The organism is Acinetobacter wuhouensis (assembly GCF_001696605.3).
Classification (GTDB): Bacteria; Pseudomonadota; Gammaproteobacteria; order Pseudomonadales; family Moraxellaceae; genus Acinetobacter; species Acinetobacter wuhouensis.
In genome coordinates this window covers 1,234,932-1,257,471 of record NZ_CP031716.1, presented here as the reverse complement: position 1 = coordinate 1,257,471, position 22,540 = coordinate 1,234,932, and the positions used below count along the sequence as shown (strand labels likewise).

Annotated in this window: 22 protein-coding genes; 11 read left to right on the top strand and 11 right to left on the bottom strand. The window is 37.9% G+C overall.

All coding sequences use genetic code 11. The features are described from left to right. Positions 1-116 precede the first annotated feature (116 nt). The 5 genes from BEN71_RS06575 (at position 117) to BEN71_RS06555 (ending at position 5,449) form a co-directional block, all read left to right on the top strand. On the top strand, positions 117-728 hold the full coding sequence (locus BEN71_RS06575) for a septal ring lytic transglycosylase RlpA family protein (protein WP_068973950.1): 612 nt from the start codon (positions 117-119) through the stop codon (positions 726-728). Between the two features lie 229 nt (positions 729-957). Then, positions 958-2,121 (top strand): MFS transporter, encoded by a 1,164-nt coding sequence (locus BEN71_RS06570; RefSeq protein ID WP_068973949.1) that lies wholly within the window; start codon positions 958-960, stop codon positions 2,119-2,121. A gap of 165 nt (positions 2,122-2,286) precedes the next feature. Then, the gene (locus BEN71_RS06565) at positions 2,287-4,086 is read left to right on the top strand and encodes an amidohydrolase (RefSeq protein WP_068973948.1); all 1,800 of its coding nucleotides are present in this window, start codon (positions 2,287-2,289) and stop codon (positions 4,084-4,086) included. 66 nt (positions 4,087-4,152) lie between these two features. Next, positions 4,153-4,887 carry a DUF4850 domain-containing protein gene (locus BEN71_RS06560; RefSeq protein WP_068973947.1) on the top strand — a complete coding sequence of 245 codons (735 nt, stop codon included), beginning with the start codon at positions 4,153-4,155 and terminating at the stop codon, positions 4,885-4,887. Between the two features lie 115 nt (positions 4,888-5,002). Next, on the top strand, positions 5,003-5,449 hold the full coding sequence (locus BEN71_RS06555; protein WP_068973946.1) for an Mpo1 family 2-hydroxy fatty acid dioxygenase: 447 nt from the start codon (positions 5,003-5,005) through the stop codon (positions 5,447-5,449). A 47-nt stretch (positions 5,450-5,496) separates the two neighbouring features. Here BEN71_RS06555 and BEN71_RS06550 read toward each other — a convergent pair whose 3' ends face one another. From BEN71_RS06550 to rpsB, 6 genes are all read right to left on the bottom strand, one after another. Further along, a complete protein-coding gene (locus BEN71_RS06550; protein WP_068973945.1) occupies positions 5,497-5,814 on the bottom strand; it encodes an AzlD domain-containing protein in 318 nt (105 codons plus the stop codon). Then, positions 5,811-6,557, bottom strand: a complete 747-nt coding sequence (locus BEN71_RS06545) for an AzlC family ABC transporter permease (protein WP_068973944.1) — start codon at positions 6,555-6,557, stop codon at positions 5,811-5,813. The genes BEN71_RS06550 and BEN71_RS06545 overlap by 4 nt, the downstream gene beginning before the upstream one ends. Positions 6,558-6,667: 110 nt before the next feature. Next, the gene (locus BEN71_RS06540; RefSeq protein ID WP_068973943.1) at positions 6,668-7,489 is read right to left on the bottom strand and encodes an AraC family transcriptional regulator; all 822 of its coding nucleotides are present in this window, start codon (positions 7,487-7,489) and stop codon (positions 6,668-6,670) included. Between the two features lie 781 nt (positions 7,490-8,270). Next, positions 8,271-8,813 carry a DUF3465 domain-containing protein gene (locus tag BEN71_RS06535; RefSeq protein ID WP_068973942.1) on the bottom strand — a complete coding sequence of 181 codons (543 nt, stop codon included), beginning with the start codon at positions 8,811-8,813 and terminating at the stop codon, positions 8,271-8,273. Between the two features lie 172 nt (positions 8,814-8,985). Further along, positions 8,986-9,867 carry a translation elongation factor Ts gene (gene tsf, locus BEN71_RS06530; protein WP_068973941.1) on the bottom strand — a complete coding sequence of 294 codons (882 nt, stop codon included), beginning with the start codon at positions 9,865-9,867 and terminating at the stop codon, positions 8,986-8,988. A gap of 141 nt (positions 9,868-10,008) precedes the next feature. Next, positions 10,009-10,761: a 30S ribosomal protein S2 gene (gene rpsB, locus BEN71_RS06525; RefSeq protein ID WP_068973940.1), complete on the bottom strand. Its 753-nt coding sequence runs from the start codon at positions 10,759-10,761 to the stop codon at positions 10,009-10,011. Positions 10,762-10,982: 221 nt separating this feature from the next. Here rpsB and map point away from each other — a divergent pair, with 221 nt between their 5' ends. From map to BEN71_RS06510, 3 genes are all read left to right on the top strand, one after another. After that, positions 10,983-11,810 (top strand): type I methionyl aminopeptidase, encoded by an 828-nt coding sequence (map, locus tag BEN71_RS06520; RefSeq protein ID WP_068973939.1) that lies wholly within the window; start codon positions 10,983-10,985, stop codon positions 11,808-11,810. A 323-nt stretch (positions 11,811-12,133) separates the two neighbouring features. Further along, positions 12,134-13,246 carry an OmpW/AlkL family protein gene (locus tag BEN71_RS06515; protein WP_068973938.1) on the top strand — a complete coding sequence of 371 codons (1,113 nt, stop codon included), beginning with the start codon at positions 12,134-12,136 and terminating at the stop codon, positions 13,244-13,246. 339 nt (positions 13,247-13,585) lie between these two features. After that, positions 13,586-14,689 carry an OmpW/AlkL family protein gene (locus BEN71_RS06510; protein ID WP_068973937.1) on the top strand — a complete coding sequence of 368 codons (1,104 nt, stop codon included), beginning with the start codon at positions 13,586-13,588 and terminating at the stop codon, positions 14,687-14,689. 141 nt (positions 14,690-14,830) lie between these two features. Here the strand turns inward: BEN71_RS06510 and BEN71_RS06505 are convergent, their stop codons facing one another. Beyond that, positions 14,831-15,424: a TetR/AcrR family transcriptional regulator gene (locus BEN71_RS06505; protein WP_068973936.1), complete on the bottom strand. Its 594-nt coding sequence runs from the start codon at positions 15,422-15,424 to the stop codon at positions 14,831-14,833. Between the two features lie 250 nt (positions 15,425-15,674). Here BEN71_RS06505 and BEN71_RS06500 point away from each other — a divergent pair, with 250 nt between their 5' ends. Further along, positions 15,675-16,901 carry an MFS transporter gene (locus tag BEN71_RS06500; protein WP_068973935.1) on the top strand — a complete coding sequence of 409 codons (1,227 nt, stop codon included), beginning with the start codon at positions 15,675-15,677 and terminating at the stop codon, positions 16,899-16,901. Then, positions 16,894-17,028: a hypothetical protein gene (locus BEN71_RS19435; RefSeq protein ID WP_264757108.1), complete on the top strand. Its 135-nt coding sequence runs from the start codon at positions 16,894-16,896 to the stop codon at positions 17,026-17,028. Before BEN71_RS06500 ends, BEN71_RS19435 begins: the two co-directional genes overlap by 8 nt. 21 nt (positions 17,029-17,049) lie before the next feature. Here BEN71_RS19435 and BEN71_RS06495 read toward each other — a convergent pair whose 3' ends face one another. Further along, entirely contained in the window at positions 17,050-17,988 is a 939-nt protein-coding gene (locus BEN71_RS06495) for a LysR substrate-binding domain-containing protein (protein WP_068973934.1), read from the bottom strand. A gap of 107 nt (positions 17,989-18,095) precedes the next feature. Between BEN71_RS06495 and BEN71_RS06490 the strand changes: the two genes are divergently transcribed. Continuing rightward, positions 18,096-18,962 (top strand): pirin family protein, encoded by an 867-nt coding sequence (locus BEN71_RS06490; RefSeq protein WP_068973933.1) that lies wholly within the window; start codon positions 18,096-18,098, stop codon positions 18,960-18,962. A gap of 384 nt (positions 18,963-19,346) precedes the next feature. Here the strand turns inward: BEN71_RS06490 and BEN71_RS06485 are convergent, their stop codons facing one another. The 3 genes from BEN71_RS06485 to BEN71_RS06475 all read right to left on the bottom strand — a co-directional run bounded on the left by BEN71_RS06485 (position 19,347) and on the right by BEN71_RS06475 (position 22,515). Then, entirely contained in the window at positions 19,347-19,697 is a 351-nt protein-coding gene (locus tag BEN71_RS06485; RefSeq protein WP_068973932.1) for a hypothetical protein, read from the bottom strand. A 251-nt stretch (positions 19,698-19,948) separates the two neighbouring features. Then, the gene (locus BEN71_RS06480) at positions 19,949-21,193 is read right to left on the bottom strand and encodes an NADH:flavin oxidoreductase/NADH oxidase family protein (RefSeq protein WP_068973931.1); all 1,245 of its coding nucleotides are present in this window, start codon (positions 21,191-21,193) and stop codon (positions 19,949-19,951) included. Between the two features lie 189 nt (positions 21,194-21,382). Beyond that, positions 21,383-22,515, bottom strand: a protein-coding gene (locus tag BEN71_RS06475) for an IS3-like element ISAba14 family transposase (protein ID WP_223155595.1) whose coding sequence is annotated in 2 segments (ribosomal slippage) — positions 21,383-22,263 and positions 22,263-22,515 — 1,134 coding nt in all. Because the reading frame shifts where the segments join, the coding sequence is not laid out codon by codon here. Positions 22,516-22,540: the final 25 nt, after the last annotated feature.

The following is a 22,540-nucleotide window of genomic DNA, read 5'->3' as shown; positions in this document are numbered from 1 at the left end:
TAGCTTGAATATTATCCTTTTCGTTAAATGCAGTTGCAAAAGTGAATTTACAGACCTCGTATGGTTAATTTTCAGCGACTTAGAAAGTTAAACATGGGGTTCCAAGGAGTTAAACGATGCATGCTTCACTCAAATATATGATAGCCCTGACCATGGGTTTGAGTATGACGCAAGTCAACTCAGAAATGGTTCAGTCATCATATTTAAACAATGATTCTGAAAGTTCGAGCTTGGCTTCTCGTGTGATTAGCAAAGACTCAACGAATTTTAATTCGCACTTTTCAAACCTAAACAGTTTGTCAATTACTGAACGTTCTGCCGACAAAGTTCGTCGTCAAACTATTGCAGCAAAAATTCAAGTACCTGAAGATGAGCCTTCAGTAATTGATAAACTTAATGAAGTTGCTTCAAACACAGTTCGCAAATTTAGCCAAACTGGTGTTGCATCTTGGTACGGTCGTCAATTCCACGGTCGTAAAACAGCAAGTGGTGAAACATTCGACATGAATGAGTTGACTGCTGCACATCGTAGCCTGCCATTGAACTGTTTTATTCGTGTGACGAATAAAGACAATGGTAAAAGTGTCGTGGTAAAAGTAAACGACCGCGGTCCATTCCACGGTAACCGTGTACTTGACCTCTCTTATGGCGCTGCGAAACGTTTAGGTATTACAAATTCAGGAACAGGACGCGTGAGCATTGAACGCGTTGATGGTCCAAACTCGTAAATCACGACTGCATGCATTTAACGAAGCCACTTTTTAAGTGGCTTTTTTAATGCTTCACCAAATCTACGTTTAGCATCGTAAATCTACCTTACATATTTGCATGTCCGATTTGCCCCCTTAACTGTGTCATACATTCCCCTTTTCTTTCGCTTCATTCAAGTTAAAATCAGAATAGATGTACAGGACGTACCCATCAAAATAAAACTGAAAATAACAATGTGAGCGAGACATGGATTCAAACCACTCTGTTTCTATCGGAAAAAATCCAACACTTGCAAAAACAAGAAAAGTGATCGCGTTAGGCTTTGCCACTCAAGGTTTGGGATATGCCACGGTAATGACCGCACTCCCGACATTTAAAAATCGTTTTAAACTTTCTGAAGACCTACTTTCAATCATTATTTTAGGTGTCTGTATCGCAGCAGCACTAGGTTCTGTTTTGGCAGATCGCCTTGCGGTAAAACTCGGTTCAAGATTTGCCATTGTCATTGCGTTTCTTTTTGAAGCAATCGGAATTGCTGTTGCGGCATTCAGTTCAAGTGTTATGGTCATGGTTGCCAGTTTTCTACTGTACGGACTTGGACTCGGGTGTTTAGATGCTGCATTAAATATGCAAGCTGTAATGATGGAGCAACGTCTTGGGAAAAGTGCATTAGGCGGTTTCTTTGCTTGTTATACCGCAGCCGCTTTTTTAGGTGCCATGATCATGTCTGCAACAGTGTCGACAAGCTTTGGCGCGACCACAGCATTATTCATTGCTGTAACTATTGCCCTCATGACTGCACTGTGTTCTAAAAAATGGCTTTTTCAACAGAGAGAAAATTCTGCTGTTATCTCAGAAACCAAAAATCCTATTCCACAAAAACAGTTATGGATTTTTGGTCTAATCATACTCATTGCATTTACGGTTGATTCTGCGATCAGCACTTGGAGTTCAATCTACCTGAAAGATGTATTGGCCAGTTCAGCAACAGTTGCCCCACTCGGTTATGCGGCTTACCAAATCGGTATTCTCATTACTCGGTTAAGCTTAGATTTTATTTTAAAATTTAAAAATGCTGCATGGCTTGCTGTCACAACGATTTTAATTGGTGCGATAGGCTGTGCAATCGCAGGAATTGGACATTCTCTCACCTTTGCAATTTTAGGCTTTGCACTCGCAGGCGTTGCTGTAGGCGCTTTAGTACCACTGACTTTTTCTGCTGCAGGACGCTTGGATGAAAATCGCCGAGATGAAGTCATCGCACGAGTGAATATTTTCAACTATGGTGGTGCTGTCGCAGGTGCGGTCATCGTCGGTTTACTGGCTAACCCGATTGGCTATGGCCCATCGTTCATCGCTTTGGCACTTTGTTTACTGGCTTTGCTACTTTTTAGAAAAAAGTTGATTTAGTTCAAGCCGTATTCATACGATGCAAACCTTACATCCTCACACAATAAAATAGGTGAATAATAATCCAATTTCCTATACTTGGATTGAATTGTTTGTTAGTTTAATCAGGATAAGTCGTTAGATATATTCAAATAGAGCAATACTAAAAGTTAGGGGTGAGTCATTATGTTTCAGTGGAATTCATTCAAACTCGGTCAATTCATTGCACCTATCATTTGCATAAGCAGTTTTAGCCTTTTGAGTGGCTGTACCCATTTCTCGCAAACTCAAAATAATGCACAGCCCAATGTCACGATCCCCCCAAACACATCGAGCAAACTTTTTTATGGTGGCTCGATTTTGACCATGCAAGGAATGTCTCCCCACTATGTGGAAGCGCTCTTAATCAGTGACGGAAAAATCACTTATGCAGGAAGTCTAAAACAAGCAAAACAGCTCAAACAAAACAACACTGAAGAAATCAATCTTAATCAACATACCCTTTTACCTGGATTTATTGATGCACATAGCCATTTAAATAGTGTAGGTCTACAACAAACGGTTGCCAATCTCTACCCTACTCCAGATGGAACAGTGACCAATATTGCTTCGTTAATCCAAGCCATGAAAGACTGGCAAGCAAAAAACCCAGCATTTATTCAAGCCGCTTCAGGTTGGATCATTGGCAATGGTTATGATGACGCTCAAATTGATGAGAAACGCCACCCCACTGCGGATGATTTAGATAAAATCTCGACCACACAACCGATTATTATCTTGCATCAATCTGGGCATCTGGCTTCAGTCAACCATAAAGCCTTAGAAATTTTAAAAATAAATAAAGATACGCCAAATCCTGATGGTGGCATTATTCGTCGTAAAAAAAATAGCCAAGTGCCCGATGGAGTTCTAGAGGAATCCGCTGTATTTTCTGCAATGGGCTTTGCTTTTAGCAAAGTCCCCCCTGAAATCATGCAAAATATGGCGAAGACTGCTTTAAAAACCTATATTCAAAATGGATATACCACTGTACAAGAGGGTCGTGCAGATGCGGGAACTTCTGAAATGTGGCGTAGTTTTGCCAATATAGGTCAACTCCCGATAGATGTCGTGGTCTATCCTGACATTATGAATGAAAAAGCGTATATGCTTAAAAATGGCAGTAGCTTGAATTACCAAAACCATTTTCGAATTGGCGGAGTGAAAATTAGTCTAGATGGTTCACCACAAGGTAAAACAGCATGGCTCACAAAACCCTATCTAATTCCACCTGAAGGCAAAGCTAAGGACTATCGTGGTTATCCTGCTTATCCAAATATCAAAACTGTGCAAGATGCCATTAACTTAGCCTATCAAAATCATTGGCAAATTTTGGCGCATGCCAATGGTGATGCAGCAATTGACCAATATATTCAAACGATTGAATCAGCAAATACGCAATATGGTAAACAAGATCGTCGTAATGTCATCATTCATGCGCAAACCATGCGTGAAGACCAATTGGATCGTGCAAAAGATTTAGGGCTAATTCCATCTTTCTTCTCCTTACATACATATTACTGGGGAGATTGGCATAAACATGAAACGTTAGGTGCTGAACGGGCGAATCGTATTTCCCCAACAGGCTCTGCTTTAAAACGTGGCATAATTTTTACTGAACATCATGATGCTCCTGTCATTCCACCGAAAAACATGATGGTGATAGATGCGACAGTCAATCGAAGCACACGCTCAGGTGATGTATTGGGTGAAGAGCAAAAAGTTAGCCCGTATATTGCTTTAAAAACGGTCACAGATTGGGCGGCATACCAATATTTTGAGGACAAAACCAAAGGCACGTTAGAACAAGGGAAATTGGCTGATTTAGTGGTTTTGGATCAAGATCCCCTGAAAGTTCCATCTCAACGAATCAAAGACATTAAAATTGTCGCAACCTATAAAGAAGGTCAGAAAATTTACCCCTTAGCACAACCCACTCAACAGTAAAAACGCAAAGAAGAACACAACATGAAGCTTCGGAAAATAATAAAAAGAAAAACTTTAGCGAATCACATGATTGCAAGCATGTGCGTACTCCTTTCTATCGGATACGCACATGCAGGTTCTGAAATTTTCAAACCTACTTTTCCGCAATATGATCCCTCACCCAATATTCACTATGCGATGAAAATTGAAAATATCGGAATGGTGCAGTTGAAACGAAATAAAGTCGCAGCAGTCGGTGTCGCAATTGCGAATCCATTTTCTGATGATGAAAAGTACTACCGTGATTATGACGATTGCAAAGTTAAATCTTGTAAGCTCAATTTTGATTTGTCAGATTCACTTTCATCTAAATTCAAAATTGTTTATTTTCCGGGAATTGGTGAAATATTAGCGCCTAAAGATTGGAAAATCATGAACGCAGATATGGGGCCGTCAGGTGTTGCATCTGCAATGTTGATGAGTCCAAAACAAGATGAAGCCATCACTGTATATAATTCTTCAATTTGTGCAGGCTGTGGTATGCGTCCTGCAACGCTTTATTTTCCGAATTTAACCAAAGAAAGTGTCAAAAATGAATATGGATATGTCTGTGACCCACATAAATATCTCACCATTGTTCGACCACGAAAAAATTTAGCATATTTTAGTTATCAAATTCCAAACTACCCGAATAAAACACATGGCATCGCCTATTATTATTCGGATGGTGATTTTAATTTTCAAGAAATCCAAGTGACGTTAAAACTACAGAATCAGGCTTTGGCAACGCCGATTCTAAATTTCTACCAAGCAACGCATTAAAGTATTTAATTGACCTTAAATACAGCACTTATTGTCAGTTGAGATTTTGACCAGATTTAGGTTCTGGTATATATTTTCAAACAAGATAGAAAAACGATTACACAAGGATAGAACGATGAAAACAATTACTGAATGGTTTGATGAATATAGCGAAAGCCATCAAAACAAAACCAATAAGATGATTCACTGGGCTTGTGTTCCCGCAATTCTATTTGCCATCATTGGCATTTTGGCTCACTTTAGCGCGACACTCACGGCATTGATCATTGTGCTGACCTTAGTATTTTATGCACGCTTAGATCTCGTTTTAGCCGTTGCGATGGTCGCACTTGTTGCTATTATGGCGTGGGTGATTTACTTACTTCCAGTTGGCGTAGGATTCTATATTGGCGTTTTTGTTCTGGCTTGGATTGGACAATTTTATGGTCATAAAGTCGAAGGAAAGAAACCTTCTTTCTTTAAAGACCTCCAGTTCCTCCTCATTGGTCCTGTATGGTGTATGGATGCCTATTTAGCTAAAGTACTACCTAAATGGAAAACACGCCAAAAACTGGCTGTTTAACGCAAAATAAGCACAAGGGAAATTTTCAACAAAATTTCCCTGCTTTTCTATCCATTTAATAGATAAAATAAAGCATAAAAACACAATAAACTTAACCCAAGATTCACCAGAATTTTCTTAGAAATAAGTGCCAAAATTACACAAATCACTGCCGTTAAAAAATAAGCATCTAAAGGCAAACTACGAAATTGATCACCATTAAAAAATACAATCGGTGCGCAAATCGCAGTCAGTAAACACGGTGCTGAATACTGCAACATCTGTTCAATAAATTGAGGCAATTTGAAGGCAAATTTAGGTTCAAGAAAAATATAACGATTTAGAAATACAATCACCGCCAAACTGAGCAATAAAGTCCACGTCATTTTTGCGCTCCTTTATTTACAGTGCCGATAATTTTTGCCGTATACATTGCACTCAACATCCCGAGAATACCTGACAACACAAGTCCACCCTCAAATTGGAAATATTTAAAAATACAGGCAAATATTAAAGTGCAAATCACACCAACTAGCGTGGCTCTGTTTTTGATCATTGGGACAATAATCAGAATAAATACAGCGACAATCGAAAAATCTAAATGTAAATTTTCTAAATTCGGGATGGATTGAGCTAGTAAAATACCCAACAAACTAAATAAGCACCAAGCCAAATAAAAACATAAACCTGCACCAAATAGATAAGCAAATGTACGTTGCTTATTTTCACCAATCCCAACAGCAAATAATTCGTCGGTTAATAGAAATCCAATACCCAAGCGCTGTTTTAAGGGAAACTGTACAACATCTTTGCGAAAGTTCAGCGCATAAATCAGATGTTGACTGGTTAAAAAGAATATCGTGATCAGAATCGTCCATACTGAAGCATCTGCCATCACCAATCCCAAACTCACCAATTGTGCTGCACCCGCAAAGACTACAGCCGACATGGCAAATGCCTGAGCAAAAGACAATCCCGCATTGATCGCCATCGACCCAGCTAAAATCCCCCACGGCAAAACTGCAATGGATAAAGGCAGAATATCAAATACACCTTGGAAAAATGCTTTCTTATTGAGTATGGATTGTGATTGCGCCTCAATACAACAAGGTTCAGATGGACTACTCATTTCTAAAATCTCAAACGCTAGACAGTTTGAGTATCTTGGAAATACTTGCTGATGACTTGAACAAAATTGCTATTTAGGATTTTCAAGAATAAAAATTGCGCCAAAGCAAATTATAAATTCAAAGTACTCAAATACTGCGTAGGTGTCACACCCATTGCTTTTTTAAAATGCCGATTAAAATGACTTTGATCCGAAAATCCACAATTTTGCGCAGTCATTGCGATATTCATGCCCTGTTTTAGTAATTGTTGCGCTTTACGTAAACGAATTTGTACTAACCAACTGTGCGGCGGTAAACCTGTATATTTTTTGAACTCACGTAAAAAATGCCAAGGACTCAACCCCACATGATTAGCTAAATCCGTCAGTGAATAATCATGTTCAGGAAAACTGCTTAATAAATCTTTGACCAACTCAACTTTACGCTGCGCTTCAGGCAATTCTGCTTGGGTTAATTTGGCACGACCATAACGACCAATCAATCGCGCCAATGTGGATAAATACATACTTTCCTTTAACAAGGCATTGTCTTTTTGTTCTAATAAATCAAAGAGTAATGATAATTGTTGTGCAAGCCCAATATCATGCACAACTGCACTAGGAAACCACGGCACGCTATTTTTAACAGTGAAAAAATCTTGTCCTGCATCCAATAACATCTCAGGTGTTGGATAAATCGCACGATATTTCCAACCCGATTCAACCGCAGATGAACCTGTATGAATTTCATCTGCATTGACTAAAATAATGTCACCTTTAGGAGCTGTATGTAATTGCCCTGTGCGAAAAAAACTTTGCGCACCCTCTTCAATCACACCGATGCAATAACCTTCATGCACATGCTTTGAAAATTGCTTTTGATGATATTGCGCTTTTAATAGCTCTAATCCACCCAACTCTTTTAGGTGGAAATAGTTTGCCCACTCCAGCATGCCTTCGATTCAAATATTTTACTGACGCTTTAAAATAGCATGCTTAGACACAAGGTATAGAACAAAATTGCTTTCTAGAGACAAATAACTTTCCTTAAAACAATAAATAACCTGGGTTCGGAGTTGATTTCTTCCAAAAATTTGATACGCGGAAACGTCCTTCGCAATTGTTTGAGGCAGGGCTCAACTTGCAAGTTAATGTTTTTGCGATAATCTTGATATATTTCGGTAGCTGACGAGTTCTGCGAAGGACAATGGTTTTGCCCACTTTTGCCGAAACAAAAGTGTGGTCGAGCCGAAGGCTAATCCTAATATATGAACAAAACCGATAAGACTCCGTCACAATGAACCTTACCCTACTGAAATTATTAAAATAATTTATCGAACTGACGTTAAATATTCTTAAACACGATCACTTTTTAAAATATAAACTTGTTAAGTATTAGCAATTAATCTAAAAATTCATAATCATGATTCCTAGAGTAGTAGTGCTATCGCGTTTGGCGACATGAATGTCGCCCGTTGGACTGGGGTAAATGAATTTACCCTCAGTACAACAAAAGATTTTTATTACTTTTCATCTTTGAAAAGTAAAAGAGCGCCTACACAAACCAATCTAAATTTTGAAAAACAAATGAGGCTCTACCAACCTTTAAATTGAAACAAGTAATTTATGAAAACAACCTACTTTTAATTACTTATATCTTATTGAATTTAAAAACTATATCTTCGAAAGCAAATTCCATAATGTAATAAATATTAGGACATCACTTTTTAAATTTTACTGATAAGTTTTTCCATCGTGCTTCAACCATCCATTCGTATGGCGACGACTTGGATCATGATGTGTCCAATGCATTACACCACCTTGGTTGCTATATTCATACTCACCAAAAAACTCCACCATATCGCCTTTTTTCAAATTCTCAATACGTGGCGCTAAATCAATATTATGTGCGACTAGTACGGTTAAACCATTATCTAAAGAAAGAATGAATTTTTGGTGACGTGAACCTTCGTTATCATCTCTTAATATTGCTTTAACTTTACCAATAGATTGAACCTGAACATTGCTAAGTTTTTTATCATAGGCTTTACGAATAACCTCTAAGCCATGCTGATTTTGACTGTTCGAATGTGATTCAATATCTGTATGAGTCGCTGTTTGAGTCTGTGTATTTTTAGAATTATCAATTTGATGCTGTTGAGAAGATTCGGCTTGAGCTTGCGAGTTGTTTTTTGATTGATTGGAATCCATACCAAAATACGCTGCTGCCAATAATGCGATTGCAGTACCAATGCCGAGTTGAGTTTTATTCGCCATAAAATATGTATCTAAACAATTTGATCTTTATAATTATACGAGAATCATCAACTTGATTTGTAATAAATCCGTTTTTAAATACAGCTTACAGCGACATCATATATTTAAAAATTCTGATACAAAAAAACCCCTCAACAGTGAGGGGTTCTTTCATTCTACTGAATCAGTAAAATTATTGAGCAGCAGCGGCAGCTTGAGCAGCAGCAACTTCATCAGCAAAGCTCATTTCAGCTTTTTTCTCAATACCTTCACCTACTTGGAAGCGAACGAATTGAGCAACTGTAGTACCTGTAGCTTTAAGTACGTCAGCAACTTTTTTCTCGTTGTCGATTACGTACATTTGACGCTCAAGTACAACTTCGTTCAAGTATTTTTCAACTGAACCAGTCACCATTTTTTCAACGATGTTCGCTGGTTTACCAGATTCGATCGCTTTTGCTTCTGCAATTTCTTTCTCTTTCGCGATAAGCTCAGCAGAAACGCCTTCAGCAGTAACAGCAACTGGGTTAAATGCAGCAACGTGCATTGCAACGCCTTTACCAGTTTCAGCATCACCTGCGTAAGAAACTACAACACCGATACGTAAACCGTGTTTGTAAACCGCAAGGTTGTCGCCTTCAACGATTGTTGCACGACGAACTTGGATATTTTCACCGATTTTTTGAACAAGTGCAATACGCGCTTCTTCTACAGTTGAACCGTCAGCAAGTTTCAATTCAGCAATTTTAGCAGCGTCAGTTTCGTTTGCAGCCAAAGCAGCAGCAGCAACTTGTGCAGAGAAACCAGCAAAGTTTTCGTCTTTAGCAACGAAGTCAGTTTGACAGTTCACTTCTAAAAGAAGTGCTTTGTTGCCTTCTTGAGCAATTGTGATTGCGCCATCAGCAGCAATGTTACCAGCTTTTTTAGCTGCTTTTGCTTGACCAGATTTACGAAGGTTATCAATCGCTAATTCGATGTCACCGTCTGCTTCTGTTAATGCTTTTTTGCATTCCATCATTGCAAGACCAGTACGGTCACGTAATTCTTTTACCATGCTCGCAGTAACTGCAGTCATGTTGTTCTCCTAAATACGGGTAGAATATGAATCTGTTCAACAAAAACGGCCCAAAGGTACCTCTGGGCCGTTTTGCTTTCTCGACGCTCAATTTGTCATCATTTTAAATCACAAAAATGACAAGCTTGCGTCAAAAACGCATTAAGCCTCAGGAGCTTCTTTCGCAGCTTCTTCGCCTTTAGCTTGAGCATTTGCTTGAGTTTGAGCGTATTCTTTACCAGCAAGAATCGCATCAGCCATAGCAGAAGCATAAAGAGTTACAGCACGGATCGCATCATCGTTACCAGGAATAACGAAATCTACGTTATCTGGGTTAGAGTTTGTATCAACGATACCGATTACTGGAATACCAAGGTTCTTAGCTTCTTTAATAGCGATCGCTTCGTGATCAACGTCGATGATGAACAATGCGTCAGGTAAACCACCCATGTTCTTAACACCGCCTAAAGAGCGTTCAAGTTTTTCCATTTCACGAGTACGTTCTAATGCTTCACGTTTAGTAAGTTTAGCAAAAGTACCATCTTGTGATTGAGTTTGAAGATCTTTCAAACGGTTGATTGACTGACGAAGAGTTTTCCAGTTAGTCAACATACCACCCAACCAACGGTGATCTACATAAGGTTGACCAGCGCGTTGAGCTTGTTCACGGATGATGTTAGAAGCAGCACGTTTAGTACCAACGAACAATACTTTGTTCTTTTTGCTTGCTAGGTTGTTAACGAAATTCAAAGCATCGTTTAACGCAGGAACAGTGTGTTCAAGGTTGATGATGTGAATGCGGTTACGCGCACCAAAAATGTATTGACGCATTTTTGGGTTCCAGAAGCGAGTTTGGTGACCAAAATGCGCGCCAGCTGTAAGAAGGTCGCGCATGCTTACGTTGTAATCTGCCATTTTCTATATACCTTAAAGTTTGGGTTAGGCCTCCATATGTCCAGCATTCTCCACCCTTACGGGCACCCAGAGATATGTGACGACATATGTGCGGATTTTTAAATTACCCTGATCAATATTTCCGTAAACCTTTCATAAAGAAAGTAACAGAAAGCATTTGATAATTTGGGCGGCTATTTATACCATAGTCACATACAAATTTCCAAAAGTTTTTAAAGATCATGAACAGTACTTACGAAGCTCCCCGTCGATTAATCAAAACCGCAGATGAAATTGAAAAAATGCGCGTTGCTGGTCGCTTGGCTGCAGAAGTTTTGGATATGATCAAACCGCATATCAAACCAGGTGTTTCTACACTTGAATTGGATACGATTTGTCATGACTATATTGTCAATAAGCAAGATGCGATTCCTGCTTGTTTAGGTTATGGCGCAGCACCTGGTCGTCCAGCGTTTCAACATGTCATTTGTACTTCTGTGAACCATGTGGTTTGTCACGGGATTCCATCTGAAAGTAAAATTTTGAAAAAAGGCGATATTCTCAATATTGATGTGACTGTGATTAAAGATGGTTATCATGGCGATACCAACATGATGTACATCGTGGGCGGTGAAACGTCTATTATTGCAGACCGTCTATGTAAAGTTGCACAAGAAGCCATGTACCGTGGTATGGAAACAGTAAAACCAGGTTCAACGATTGGTGATATTGGTGCTGCCATTCAAAAATATGTTGAATCAGAACGTTTCAGTGTAGTTCGTGAATATTGCGGTCACGGCATCGGAACTGTGTTCCATGATGAGCCTCAAGTGCTGCATTATGGTCAAAACAATACAGGGATGGTGTTAGAAGAAGGTATGACCTTTACCATCGAACCGATGGTCAATGCAGGTGTTTGGCAGACTCGTTTAATGGGTGACAAATGGACTGTTGTGACTAAAGACCATAGTTTGTCTGCACAGTATGAACACACCCTACTGGTCACTAAAGATGGTGTCGAAGTGCTCACTGCTCGCCCAGAAGAAGATTTATCACGCTTCCAAAAATAAGTAAGTCATTGACTTAAGCAACATATCGAATTGAAAAAAGGTCATCTTAGGATGATCTTTTTCATTTTAAAATAGATAACAATTAAACTTAATAATATGATTTAATTTAATTAATTTATAAACTTTATAAAAAGTAAAATGTAATATTCTTGTAAAATAGTTACCTAAAGCCATTCATTCTTCAACCAATAATGAATAAAACCGTAAAAAAATAACATTCACTAAATAAAAAGCCTTCTAATGCCTACATAAATTTACCCTCAATAATTTTAATAATAAAACCTATAAAAATTAGTATCAATTTCGGACATGGAGTCCAATCTATGAAAAAAACGTTATTTTGTATTGCAACAGCGTGTTCTGCTGTTCCAACAATGAGCTATGCCGATTCACCTTATTTTAGTTTTAAAGATGGTGATGGATTTAAGCGTTTTTCCGTATCTGTGGGCGCACTTTATGTAAAGCCAACAGGTAAAGCACAGCCCATTCAGATCAACACTTCTGTTGCCGAAGGTGAAAAAACCAAAGTGGGTGATGTAAAAATGGATTCAGTACTTGGTGCTATTGATGAAAGCAAACCCAATGCAACAACTAAAAAAAACCTATTAAAGACAGCGGTTGATTTAGATTTATTAGGGTTGATCTCGTATAAAGAAGGAGACACTAAATATTTAAAATCGAATGTCTCAGGTGAAGCTACAATTAATGGTCTTTCACAATGGGAAGCTCAAGGAACGGGTTTAGAAGCGGATGATGTCGCGACACTAGGGATCATGTCTAATTATTTCTTTACCGATAATATTTCTTTAGAAGTTAAAGCTGGTCTCCCTCCCAAAGTAGATATTATTGGTAAAGGTCAAATCTACGCACCACTCACAGGCATTGCCTCACCGACTGGTGTTGGAGCAATTATTGGTGATTTACCACTGAAGAAGGATATTGCTATTACAGATCTCAGTGCACAGGATAAAGCTGCTTCTGCACGCGCTTGGACACCTGCTTTTGAATTTCAATATCACTTCGGCAAAACAGGTGTAAATAAATTCCGCCCTTATATTGGCGTCGGTATGATGTATGCATATTTTAACGAATTAGAACTAAATAAAACCATTGAACAAGATTTAATCAATGCCGGTCACATGTTGATTAATATGAAAGACAATCAAGCAGGCGCAGCCTTAGATGGTAAGAAAAGTTCGGGGAATCCTAAAGTTAAACTCGAAGCAGATGATGCATTTGCCCCTGTAGCCACAGTAGGTTTTACTTATGATTTTAATGACCGCTGGTTTGCAGTAGGTTCTGTGTCTTATGCTCAGCTAAAAGGTAAAACTCAAATCACCATTTCTGATGAAAAATATGGCGAACTTATTAATGCTAAAACAGACATCGAGATTAATCCAATTTTAGGTTATGCAGGCGTCGGCTATCGTTTTTAACCTAATTTGATCAGACTAAGTATCTCCTAATGCAATAAATAATCATCTATTTTTATCTAAAATTTAATATAAAAACCATATAGTTAGACTATTTGGTTTTTATTTTTTGGCAATTTGTTTCATAAACTGACATTTATTAACAATAAGTTAACTTTTTTATAAAACGTACTTAACAAAAATAACCAACTGTATTTTAAACACTTTTTTTTAAATAAAATCAAAAGTCCGTTATGCCCCCCATGTGGCTTAAAAATACACCCTCCTTATCATCTGTAACTTCTTCTTTAATGAATTCTCTTTGAAAAATAAATTGAATCAAAAAAAGAGAAGGACATCTCAATGAAAACTTCAAAAATTTTTATGGCATTGATGCTTATTCCAACAGTGTCATTTGCTAAATCCCCATTGTTTAGCATGAAAGAAGGTGATGGTTTTAAACGCTTTTCAATTTCCGCTGGTTGGCTCCATGTCATGCCTCAAGGTAAAACAAATCCGATCAGAGTAACAACGCCAATTCAAGAAAAAACACGTGTAAAAGTTGGTGAAGTTTCAGTGGATTCGGTCAAAACATCCATTGATACCTCAACCGATGAAGGAAAAAAACAATATGCCAAATTTGAAAGTATTTTAGGTGTAGGTGAATTTTTTCAATTGATTAAAAATGGTGTGTTACCTGCCAACTTGAGTGGTGAGTCTGAAATCAATGGTTTATCTCAATGGACAGCAGCAGATACAGGTCTCGAACCACAAGATGTAGATACACTTGGAATCATGTCGAAATATCAATTTACTGACAACTGGGCACTTGAAATGAAAGGCGGAATTCCCCCAAAAGTTGATATTAAAGGTAAAGGGAAAATTTATTCACCTATGCGGGGAACAGCCTTTCCAAGTGATACCTCTAAGTTCTTCGGCTTAGGTGAAATGCCATTAAAAAAGGATATTTTTATCACTGACCTATCAGCACAAGACGTTGTTTCTACGGCACGTGCTTGGACACCTGCATTTGAACTGCAATATCAATTTGGCAAATCAGGAGTTAATAAATTCCGACCTTATCTAGGTGTCGGCGTGATGTACGCATACTTCAATGAATTAAAAACCCATCCTGCTGTGCAGGCAGATTTAATCGCTTCTGGGCATATGGTGCAAAATATTCTCGATAATAAAGCAGGTGCATCACTCGATAAAAAAACTTCATCTGCTAATCCAAAAATCAAAGTCAAAGCTGATGATGCCTTTGCTCCAATTGTCACTGCTGGGTTTACTTATGACATCACCCCAAGTTGGTTCGCGGTTGCTTCGGTATCCTATGCTAAATTAAGCAATGATATTAGTATCGACGTGGTCAATCAAAATAATGGTCAAGTTTTAAATCATGCCACTACAACCATTGATACAGATCCATTATTAACCTACATGGGTATTGGTTATCGTTATTAAACTTCAGCAACGATACTACAATCAAAAAAAGAACAAATACGATGTATTTGTTCTTCATTTCAAACAATTGCGGATGACGTTATCGTGTCTCCACTTTTATGATAAAGAAAAAGGTATTTTTATATTACTTCGGAACATCCGTTATTCTGTCGTTTGAGATTGAATCAAAAAATCTTTGACTGTATCCAAAATATTCAACGCCAAATCATGGTCAACAGATCTAGCCAAAGTCAGTGCACCAGACAATAAACTGAGCTGAATAATCGCTTGTTCTGAAAGTTGAGTATTTTCATGCTTAGGATCATTTAATGTTGTTAAAATTTTTAATAAAGTTTCAACACCTTGATGAAATGTTTGCTTGACTGCCTTTCCCTCCTCTTCTCTTGCTACATCCATTGACAAAGAAGATAGAGGACAACTTTTTCCTGGATCTGCTAAATTTTTTTCAGATAAATATCGCGTAAAAATTAGATTAAGCGCCTCATGTTCAGAACCTGTCTCCGCAATAATACTGTTCCACTTTTGTTCAGATTGCCGAAAAGTATCTTTGCAAGCAATGTCAATTAACTCATCTTTATTTTGAAAATGTTTATAAAAACCGCCATGTGTTAATCCAACAGCTTTCATAAGATCAGAAACACTCACAGAAAAACCTTTATCACGGATTAACTGAGAAGATATATTTTCAATATTTTTACGATTTTCTTGCGCTAATTGCTTTGAGACACGAGGCATAGTCACTATTCCCAATCAGAATTTCATTTACTCACTGAGCCAATCAGCTTGAGCCTGTACATTTTTCAAATAAAAAAATGTATTTTTATTATAGATTATGATTATAATCTATTTACTGTATTTTTGTATAATCAGTTTCAGAATTGCTCCATAAAATATTCCAACCTATTATTCAAAAACCATCAGTTGATTATCAACAATGTCTAAAAATGCTTAGTTTACAATGTATCAGTCACATAAAAGGTAATATATGGAAGCAACGCAACAACAGCAAAAATTTTCTAAGCCTTTGATCTATATGTTGATTGGCAGTGCATTTATTTTAGCACTTTCACTCGGTGTACGTCATGGCTTCGGGCTTTATTTAGTTCCAATGAGTCATGAGTTTGGCTGGAGTCATCAAGTATTCAGTTTAGCGATTGCTTTTCAAAACCTATTGTGGGGCGCTGTACAACCATTTACAGGCGCTTTGGCAGACAAGTACGGTAGTAAGAAAGTTGTTGCAGTCGGTGGTGTGCTCTACACCATTGGTCTATTACTGATGTCGATCAGCTCAAATGCTCTCCTGCTTGATTTTAGTGTTGGATTGATTATCGGTTTAGCATTATCAGCAACATCATTTTCTGTATTACTTTCAGCAGTCGGACGAGCGGCTCATCCAAGTAAACGTAGTATGGCAATGGGGATCGCAAGTGCAGCAGGCTCTTTCGGTCAGTTCATCATGTTACCAACGACCTTACTCCTGATTAAAAACTTTGGATGGTCTTCTGCACTCATCATCACTGCAATTCTTGTTGTATTGATTGTGCCTTTAGCGTGGATGTTAAAAGCACCGATGTATGTCGCTCCCAACGCAGTTAGTCAAGCAACTCGTCCAAACTTAAGTTTCAAAGAAATTCTAAAAATCGCATTTAATCATAAACCCTTTTTATGGCTTGCTTTGGGTTTCCTTGTATGTGGTTTCCAAGTGGTATTTTTGGGAATTCATTTACCAGGATATTTAATCGATCATGGTTTTGATGCTTCAACTGGAACTGTCTTCTTAGCACTGGTCGGACTTTTTAATATTGTGGGAACTTATGCGGCTGGTTGGCTCGGTGATAAATATTCTAAACCACATCTACTCATGGGCTTATATGGCTTACGCGGTGTTGCCATCGTCGCATTTTTAATGCTACCCCTGAGTATTTGGACAGTCTATGCCTTCGGTATCGTGATGGGTATTTTATGGCTCTCCACAGTTCCGCTCACCAACGGGATTGTTGCCAATATGTTTGGAGTCAAATACCTGACCATGCTTAGTGGGATTGTGTTCTTTACTCACCAAGTCGGCTCTTTCTTTGGTGGCTGGCTTGGTGGTCTCAACCATGATATAACAGGGAACTACAATATCATTTGGGCGCTATCCATTGCGCTTAGTGTTCTTGGCGTGTTGGTACATTTCTTTGTTAACGAGGAGGCTGTCGTCGATGACTAATACATTTTCATGGCTAAAATGTAGCATCTGGATGGGGCTGATTCTACTTTTTGGATTGTCGATGCTGTTGTGGTTGAACACCCCTGAATTATTTGAATACTTCAATATGGCATTCTGCGCACATTAAATAATGTTATATACCAGTGCCTTAATCATGTTTAGGGCACTGCTTGCTAATCTCGTCGAGATTTAATTGTTTAAACTGTTCAATTAAAAATTCTAAAAATTTACGTACCGCAGGCAACATCCCTAACCGAGACGTATACACCACATAAATCACGCCTTTAGGTAAATAATATTCAGGTAAAATTTCAATCATTTTTCCATTTTTTAATTCCTCATACACATAAACCTTCGGCAATGATGCAACACCAACCGCTTTTAACACGGCGGATTTCATCGCATGGAAATTGTCAGTGCGTAGTTTTGGATGATGTTCAATATCATGAAAAACATTCTGTTCAGTACGCTTTTGTAGCATCCAAACTTGTTTCGGTGTTTGAAAACCAATACTTGGCAATTGCTTTAAATCATCCAATTGCGAAGGTTTGTTATAATGTTTAAATAGTTCTGGAGATGCCACCAAAACATGTTCCCATGCATCCAATTCACGAATGATTAATTCACTGTCTTCTAAAGGCGTACTCACCACGCGAATGGCTAAATCAATCCCCTCTTCAATCAAGTCCACTCGACGATTGGTTGATAATAAATGAACTTGAACATCAGGATAGTGGTGCATATATTCTGCGACCATTTCTCCTACAGGTGTATTCACTAATGCTACGGGGCAAGACAATCGAATTAAACCTGAGGGTTCATTGCTCAAAGTATGCTGAATAAAGTTTTCGGCTTGATTGACATCATCTAAGATTTTTAAACAATGTTCATAGAACTGTTGTCCAACCTCAGTGACCGCAAATTTACGTGTATTACGCTGGATTAAACGAACCTCTAAACGACTTTCTAAGTCAGAAATACGGCGTGAAAGCTTGGATTTTGTAATACCCAACTCTTCACTGGCTTTGGTAAAACCTTGATATTTCACGACTTGAACAAAATAGTAATAATCATTGAGATTCTGCATCATTGTTCCATTTTTAGAAAAATCTGTTGTCTAATTTACGCTGTAATCCTGCATTTATACCTCAATTAATACAATTAAGCGAAATAATAAATTTGAGGAATTAAAATATGAATGTAATTGAAAAAACCTATACCAGTAACCGTAGCACATGGGTAGGCGATGGTTTCCCGACCAATTCTATGTTACCTATGGAAGAAATGGGCAATCAAACCAGTCCGCTTTTAGTCATGGGTTATACTGAGCAATACCCATTCAGTCCTAGTGATGAACATCAACGTGGTGTTGGGATGCATCCACACCGTGGTTTTGAAACAGTGACCATAGTTTATGATGGCGAACTTGAACATCATGATTCCAAAGGCAATAGCGGTACGATTGGTAAAAATGAAGTGCAATGGATGACCGCAGGTCGTGGCATTATGCACGCTGAACATCATTCTAAAGGCTTTGCCCAAACAGGCGGAAATTTGGACATGATTCAGCTTTGGGTCAATCTACCAAGCCATGCCAAAATGACGGAGCCTCGTTATCAGGAATTAACTGAGCAGAATATTCCTGAAGTTCAACTTGAACATGATCAAGGGATTATTCGTGTGATCTCAGGCACATATTCAAATGGTAATCGCACTGTTAAAGGTCCTGCACAGACTTTTAGCCCGATCAATTTATTGGATATTCGTCTAAATAAAGATGCCAAACAGCATTTTGAGTTAAATCCTACGTGGAATCACATCATCTTTGTTTTAAGTGGTGAAGTGAAAGTGGATGGTCAGATTTTTCATAATCTACAAACGCTTTACTTAAGTCATGATGTTGATCAGGTTGAAATTGAGTGTTTGCAAGATGCTAAATTATTGATGATGAATGGTGAACCTTTGAATGAGCCTATTGTCGCGCATGGTCCATTTGTCATGAATACTCAGGCTGAGATTCAGCAGGCTTTTGTTGATTTTCAAAATGGTCAGTTTGCCTAATCTAGAGTAAATCATTATTGAATTTCAGTAATGATCATAAATAGAAATCACAGTGATGTGGTTTCTATTCTTACAAAAGTGATTAATCAGAGTTTAATAGTATGATTCATAGACATCTTTTCAATGATGGCGGGATAATTCAAAAGCCTGCACGATCTTCATAATAAATCGTTTTTAAACCACTTGACCATGATTTTTTATGTGAAACAATGAAATTTCATGTAAAAAGCCTAGTTTAAGAAAACTAGGCTTTTTTTGTGGATTACAAATTATTGAAATAATTAAACTAATATAGTCGATTTCGCATAAGCTGTATTATGCTAATTTTAGGAAATCTATATAATATCCATACATATCATGGTCATTTAGTGACGAAATTAAAATCTAATTAGGATTCCACTTTTTAAATTTTAGATCATCAATAGTATCTAGACTAATCAACTCACCTAGATTCCTAACAATATTTAAAGCATCTTCTAAAGTACCTTCTTTCCCATAAGATCCGAGTTCTTTAGGTGACGGTATTTCCATATGGATTGATCTATCCTTGTTTACAGCAAACTGAAGTGTATTTTCATATTTATCTATAATTCCTAAAAAATTATCTGGCATATGGAGTACACAATCCATGCTGTGTAATATTTCTTCTTTCGTTACATACCACTGATCTGAATCTTCAGCAGGAATTGTTTTACCTTCACAATAGTCAGTATAAAAAAATTTAAATTTGTTCATCTTTACGTTTTTCTAAGTAAAAATTTAACTTATACACAAAACTTTCTTTTTACAACTTCCTATCCCATTTAACATAATGGCGCTTATACGAAATCGTTTTTATATTTTTATTTAAAATCAATAATTTAAGCATTTTAAAAACTGCCATTTATCCTCAAAAAAGAGACTCATAAACAAGTCGCTTTCTTTTTGAGCAATTTTGATACATTTTGCAACTAAAAAATGACTTTTAGTTTTAATCCATCAATATTTCAAGCCGACTTACGTGAATTCACACGACCTTGAATCACAGCTTTGACATTATTCTTCGCATAATTGAAGAATACTTTTAATGGTGACAACTTAGGATTCGGTTTCTTCCCTTCACCAATCGCTTTGAATTGTGCTGCATACCAAAGAATTTCCATAATCGCCATTTTATCGACAAAAGGAATACCAGTTTTAATCTGCTCAACTGCATAACGCACATCACGCCCTGCAATAAGATTATTGGTTACATCGGTTTCAACAGCCAAAGGACGTGCAATTCCGATAAATTCACATGCCCCACTATCTAAAGCAGCATTCATGCCTTGCGCGGTACGGAAACCACCTGTCACCATCAACTGACACTTCACTTCTTTACGGATTTTCTCAGCAAAATCGAGGAAATAAGCCTCGCGCGCAATCGTACTTTCCTTACGCTTATCAGCTTTCGCCCCTGCCATTGCAGGTGCTTCATACGTACCACCTGAAACTTCGATCAGGTCAATGCCTGCATCATCAATTGCCTTAAACACTTGAATCACTTCTTCTTCAGTGATGCCACCACGTTGGAAATCTGCCGAATTGAGTTTCACGGATACAATGAAATTTTCAGAAGTTTTGGCACGTACAGCTTTATAAATTTCTAATAAGAAACGCATACGATTTTCAATCGAACCGCCCCATTGGTCAGTACGCTTATTGGTCAGTGGTGAAAGGAATTGGCTAATCAGATAACCATGCGCACCGTGTAATTGCACGCCTTCAAAACCTGCTTTTTCACAAATACGTGCTGACTCAGCAAAACGCTGAATTAAATCTAAAATTTCGCTTTCTTCAAGTGCACGTGGTGTGCCAAATGTAGAAGCCAATAATGGGCTAAAAGGAACTGCCGACGGCGCAACAGTTTCCGCATTTAAACCACGCGGACACTGACGTCCTGGGTGTGAAAGCTGAATTAACTGCACCATTTTGTGCTTTTTACCGACATTTGCCCACTCAGTCAGTTTTACTAAATCACGTTCAGTTTCAACAACAACAACACCAGGCTCATTCTTGGCACGAAAATCCACCATGACATTACCTGTGATTGCACAACCTAAGCCACCTTTGCCCCAAGCATCGTACAAACCTAGATGTAAATGATTCGGTTGACCTGCATGATTGGCAAGTGCTTCACTCATTGCACCTTTGATGATGCGGTTTTTAAATGTAGTCTTTTTTATATCGAATGATTGTGCAAGATGGCTCATGGTCAAATCTCTTTTTAGTGATTAGAGTTTTTACTCTAAATTAATATTATCCTAAATCAAGAGTAATTTTGACAATGCATTTTGTCAACTTTGTAAGTGAATATAAAAAAGAATATTGAGGAAATGACAGAGGTGGTCCCACTTGTTTGAACAACTAAAAGCGTATTTATAAGTGATATTCCGCTCTAGTTAAGCCACCTTGTTTTGTTGGGGTAGCTGATCATAGTAAAACTCATTTGGTGTCATTTTGTCTAGACTCGAATGAGGTCGTTTCAAATTATAAAACTCAAAATATGCACTTAATTGCTTTTTCGCATCTGTGACACTGCTATAAGCTTTGAGATACACCTCTTCATATTTAACGCTCCGCCATAATCGTTCAACCATCACATTATCTACCCATCGACCTTTACCATCCATACTGATTTGAATGCCATTTGATTTCAATACATCAATAAATGCATCACTGGTAAACTGGCTGCCTTGGTCTGTATTAAATATTTCAGGTCGACCATATTTTTCAATCGCTTCATTTAAAGCCGAAATACAAAAATCCACCTCCATACTAATCGATACCCTATGCGCAAGTACCTTGCGGCTATGCCAATCAATCACAGCACATAAATAAACAAAGCCTTTTGCCATAGGGATATACGTTATATCCGTAGACCACACTTGATTACTGCGCTGAATAGCCAACCCTTTGAGCAGATATGGATATTTACGGTGAGCTTGATTAGCCTGGCTTAAATTTGGTTTGCAATATAACGCCTGAATACCCATTTTCTTCATTAAAGTACGTGTATGACGTCGTCCTATATGATGTCCTTGACGATTCAACAAATCACGCATCATACGACTGCCTGCAAAAGGATATTGCATATGTAATTCATCAATACATCGCATCAGCTTCAGATCTGATGCACTCACAGGTTTTGGGCGATAGTAATAACAACCACGGGAGACTTTCAGCAGCTTAGCTTGCTTAGATACTGAAATCTGAAGTGAGTCGTCGATTAACTTTTGTGGTTGAAGCGGCCCAGTTTCTTCAACACACCTTCTAAAAAATCAATTTCTAATGCCTGCTCACCGATTTTTGCATGTAGTTTTTTTAGATCGATGGGTGGTTCTGTTGGAGCTTTTGATTGATCGAAAGCTTGCGAGGAAGCTGAGATCAATTGATTTTTCCAGTCAATAATTTGGTTTTGATGAACATCAAACTCAGCACTCAATTCAGCAAGTGTTTTTTCTGCTTTAATCGCAGCAAGTGCTACCTTAGCTTTAAAATCATTTGAATGATTTCTTCTTGGTCTACGTGCCATAAAATACTCCATATATTGATGTTTA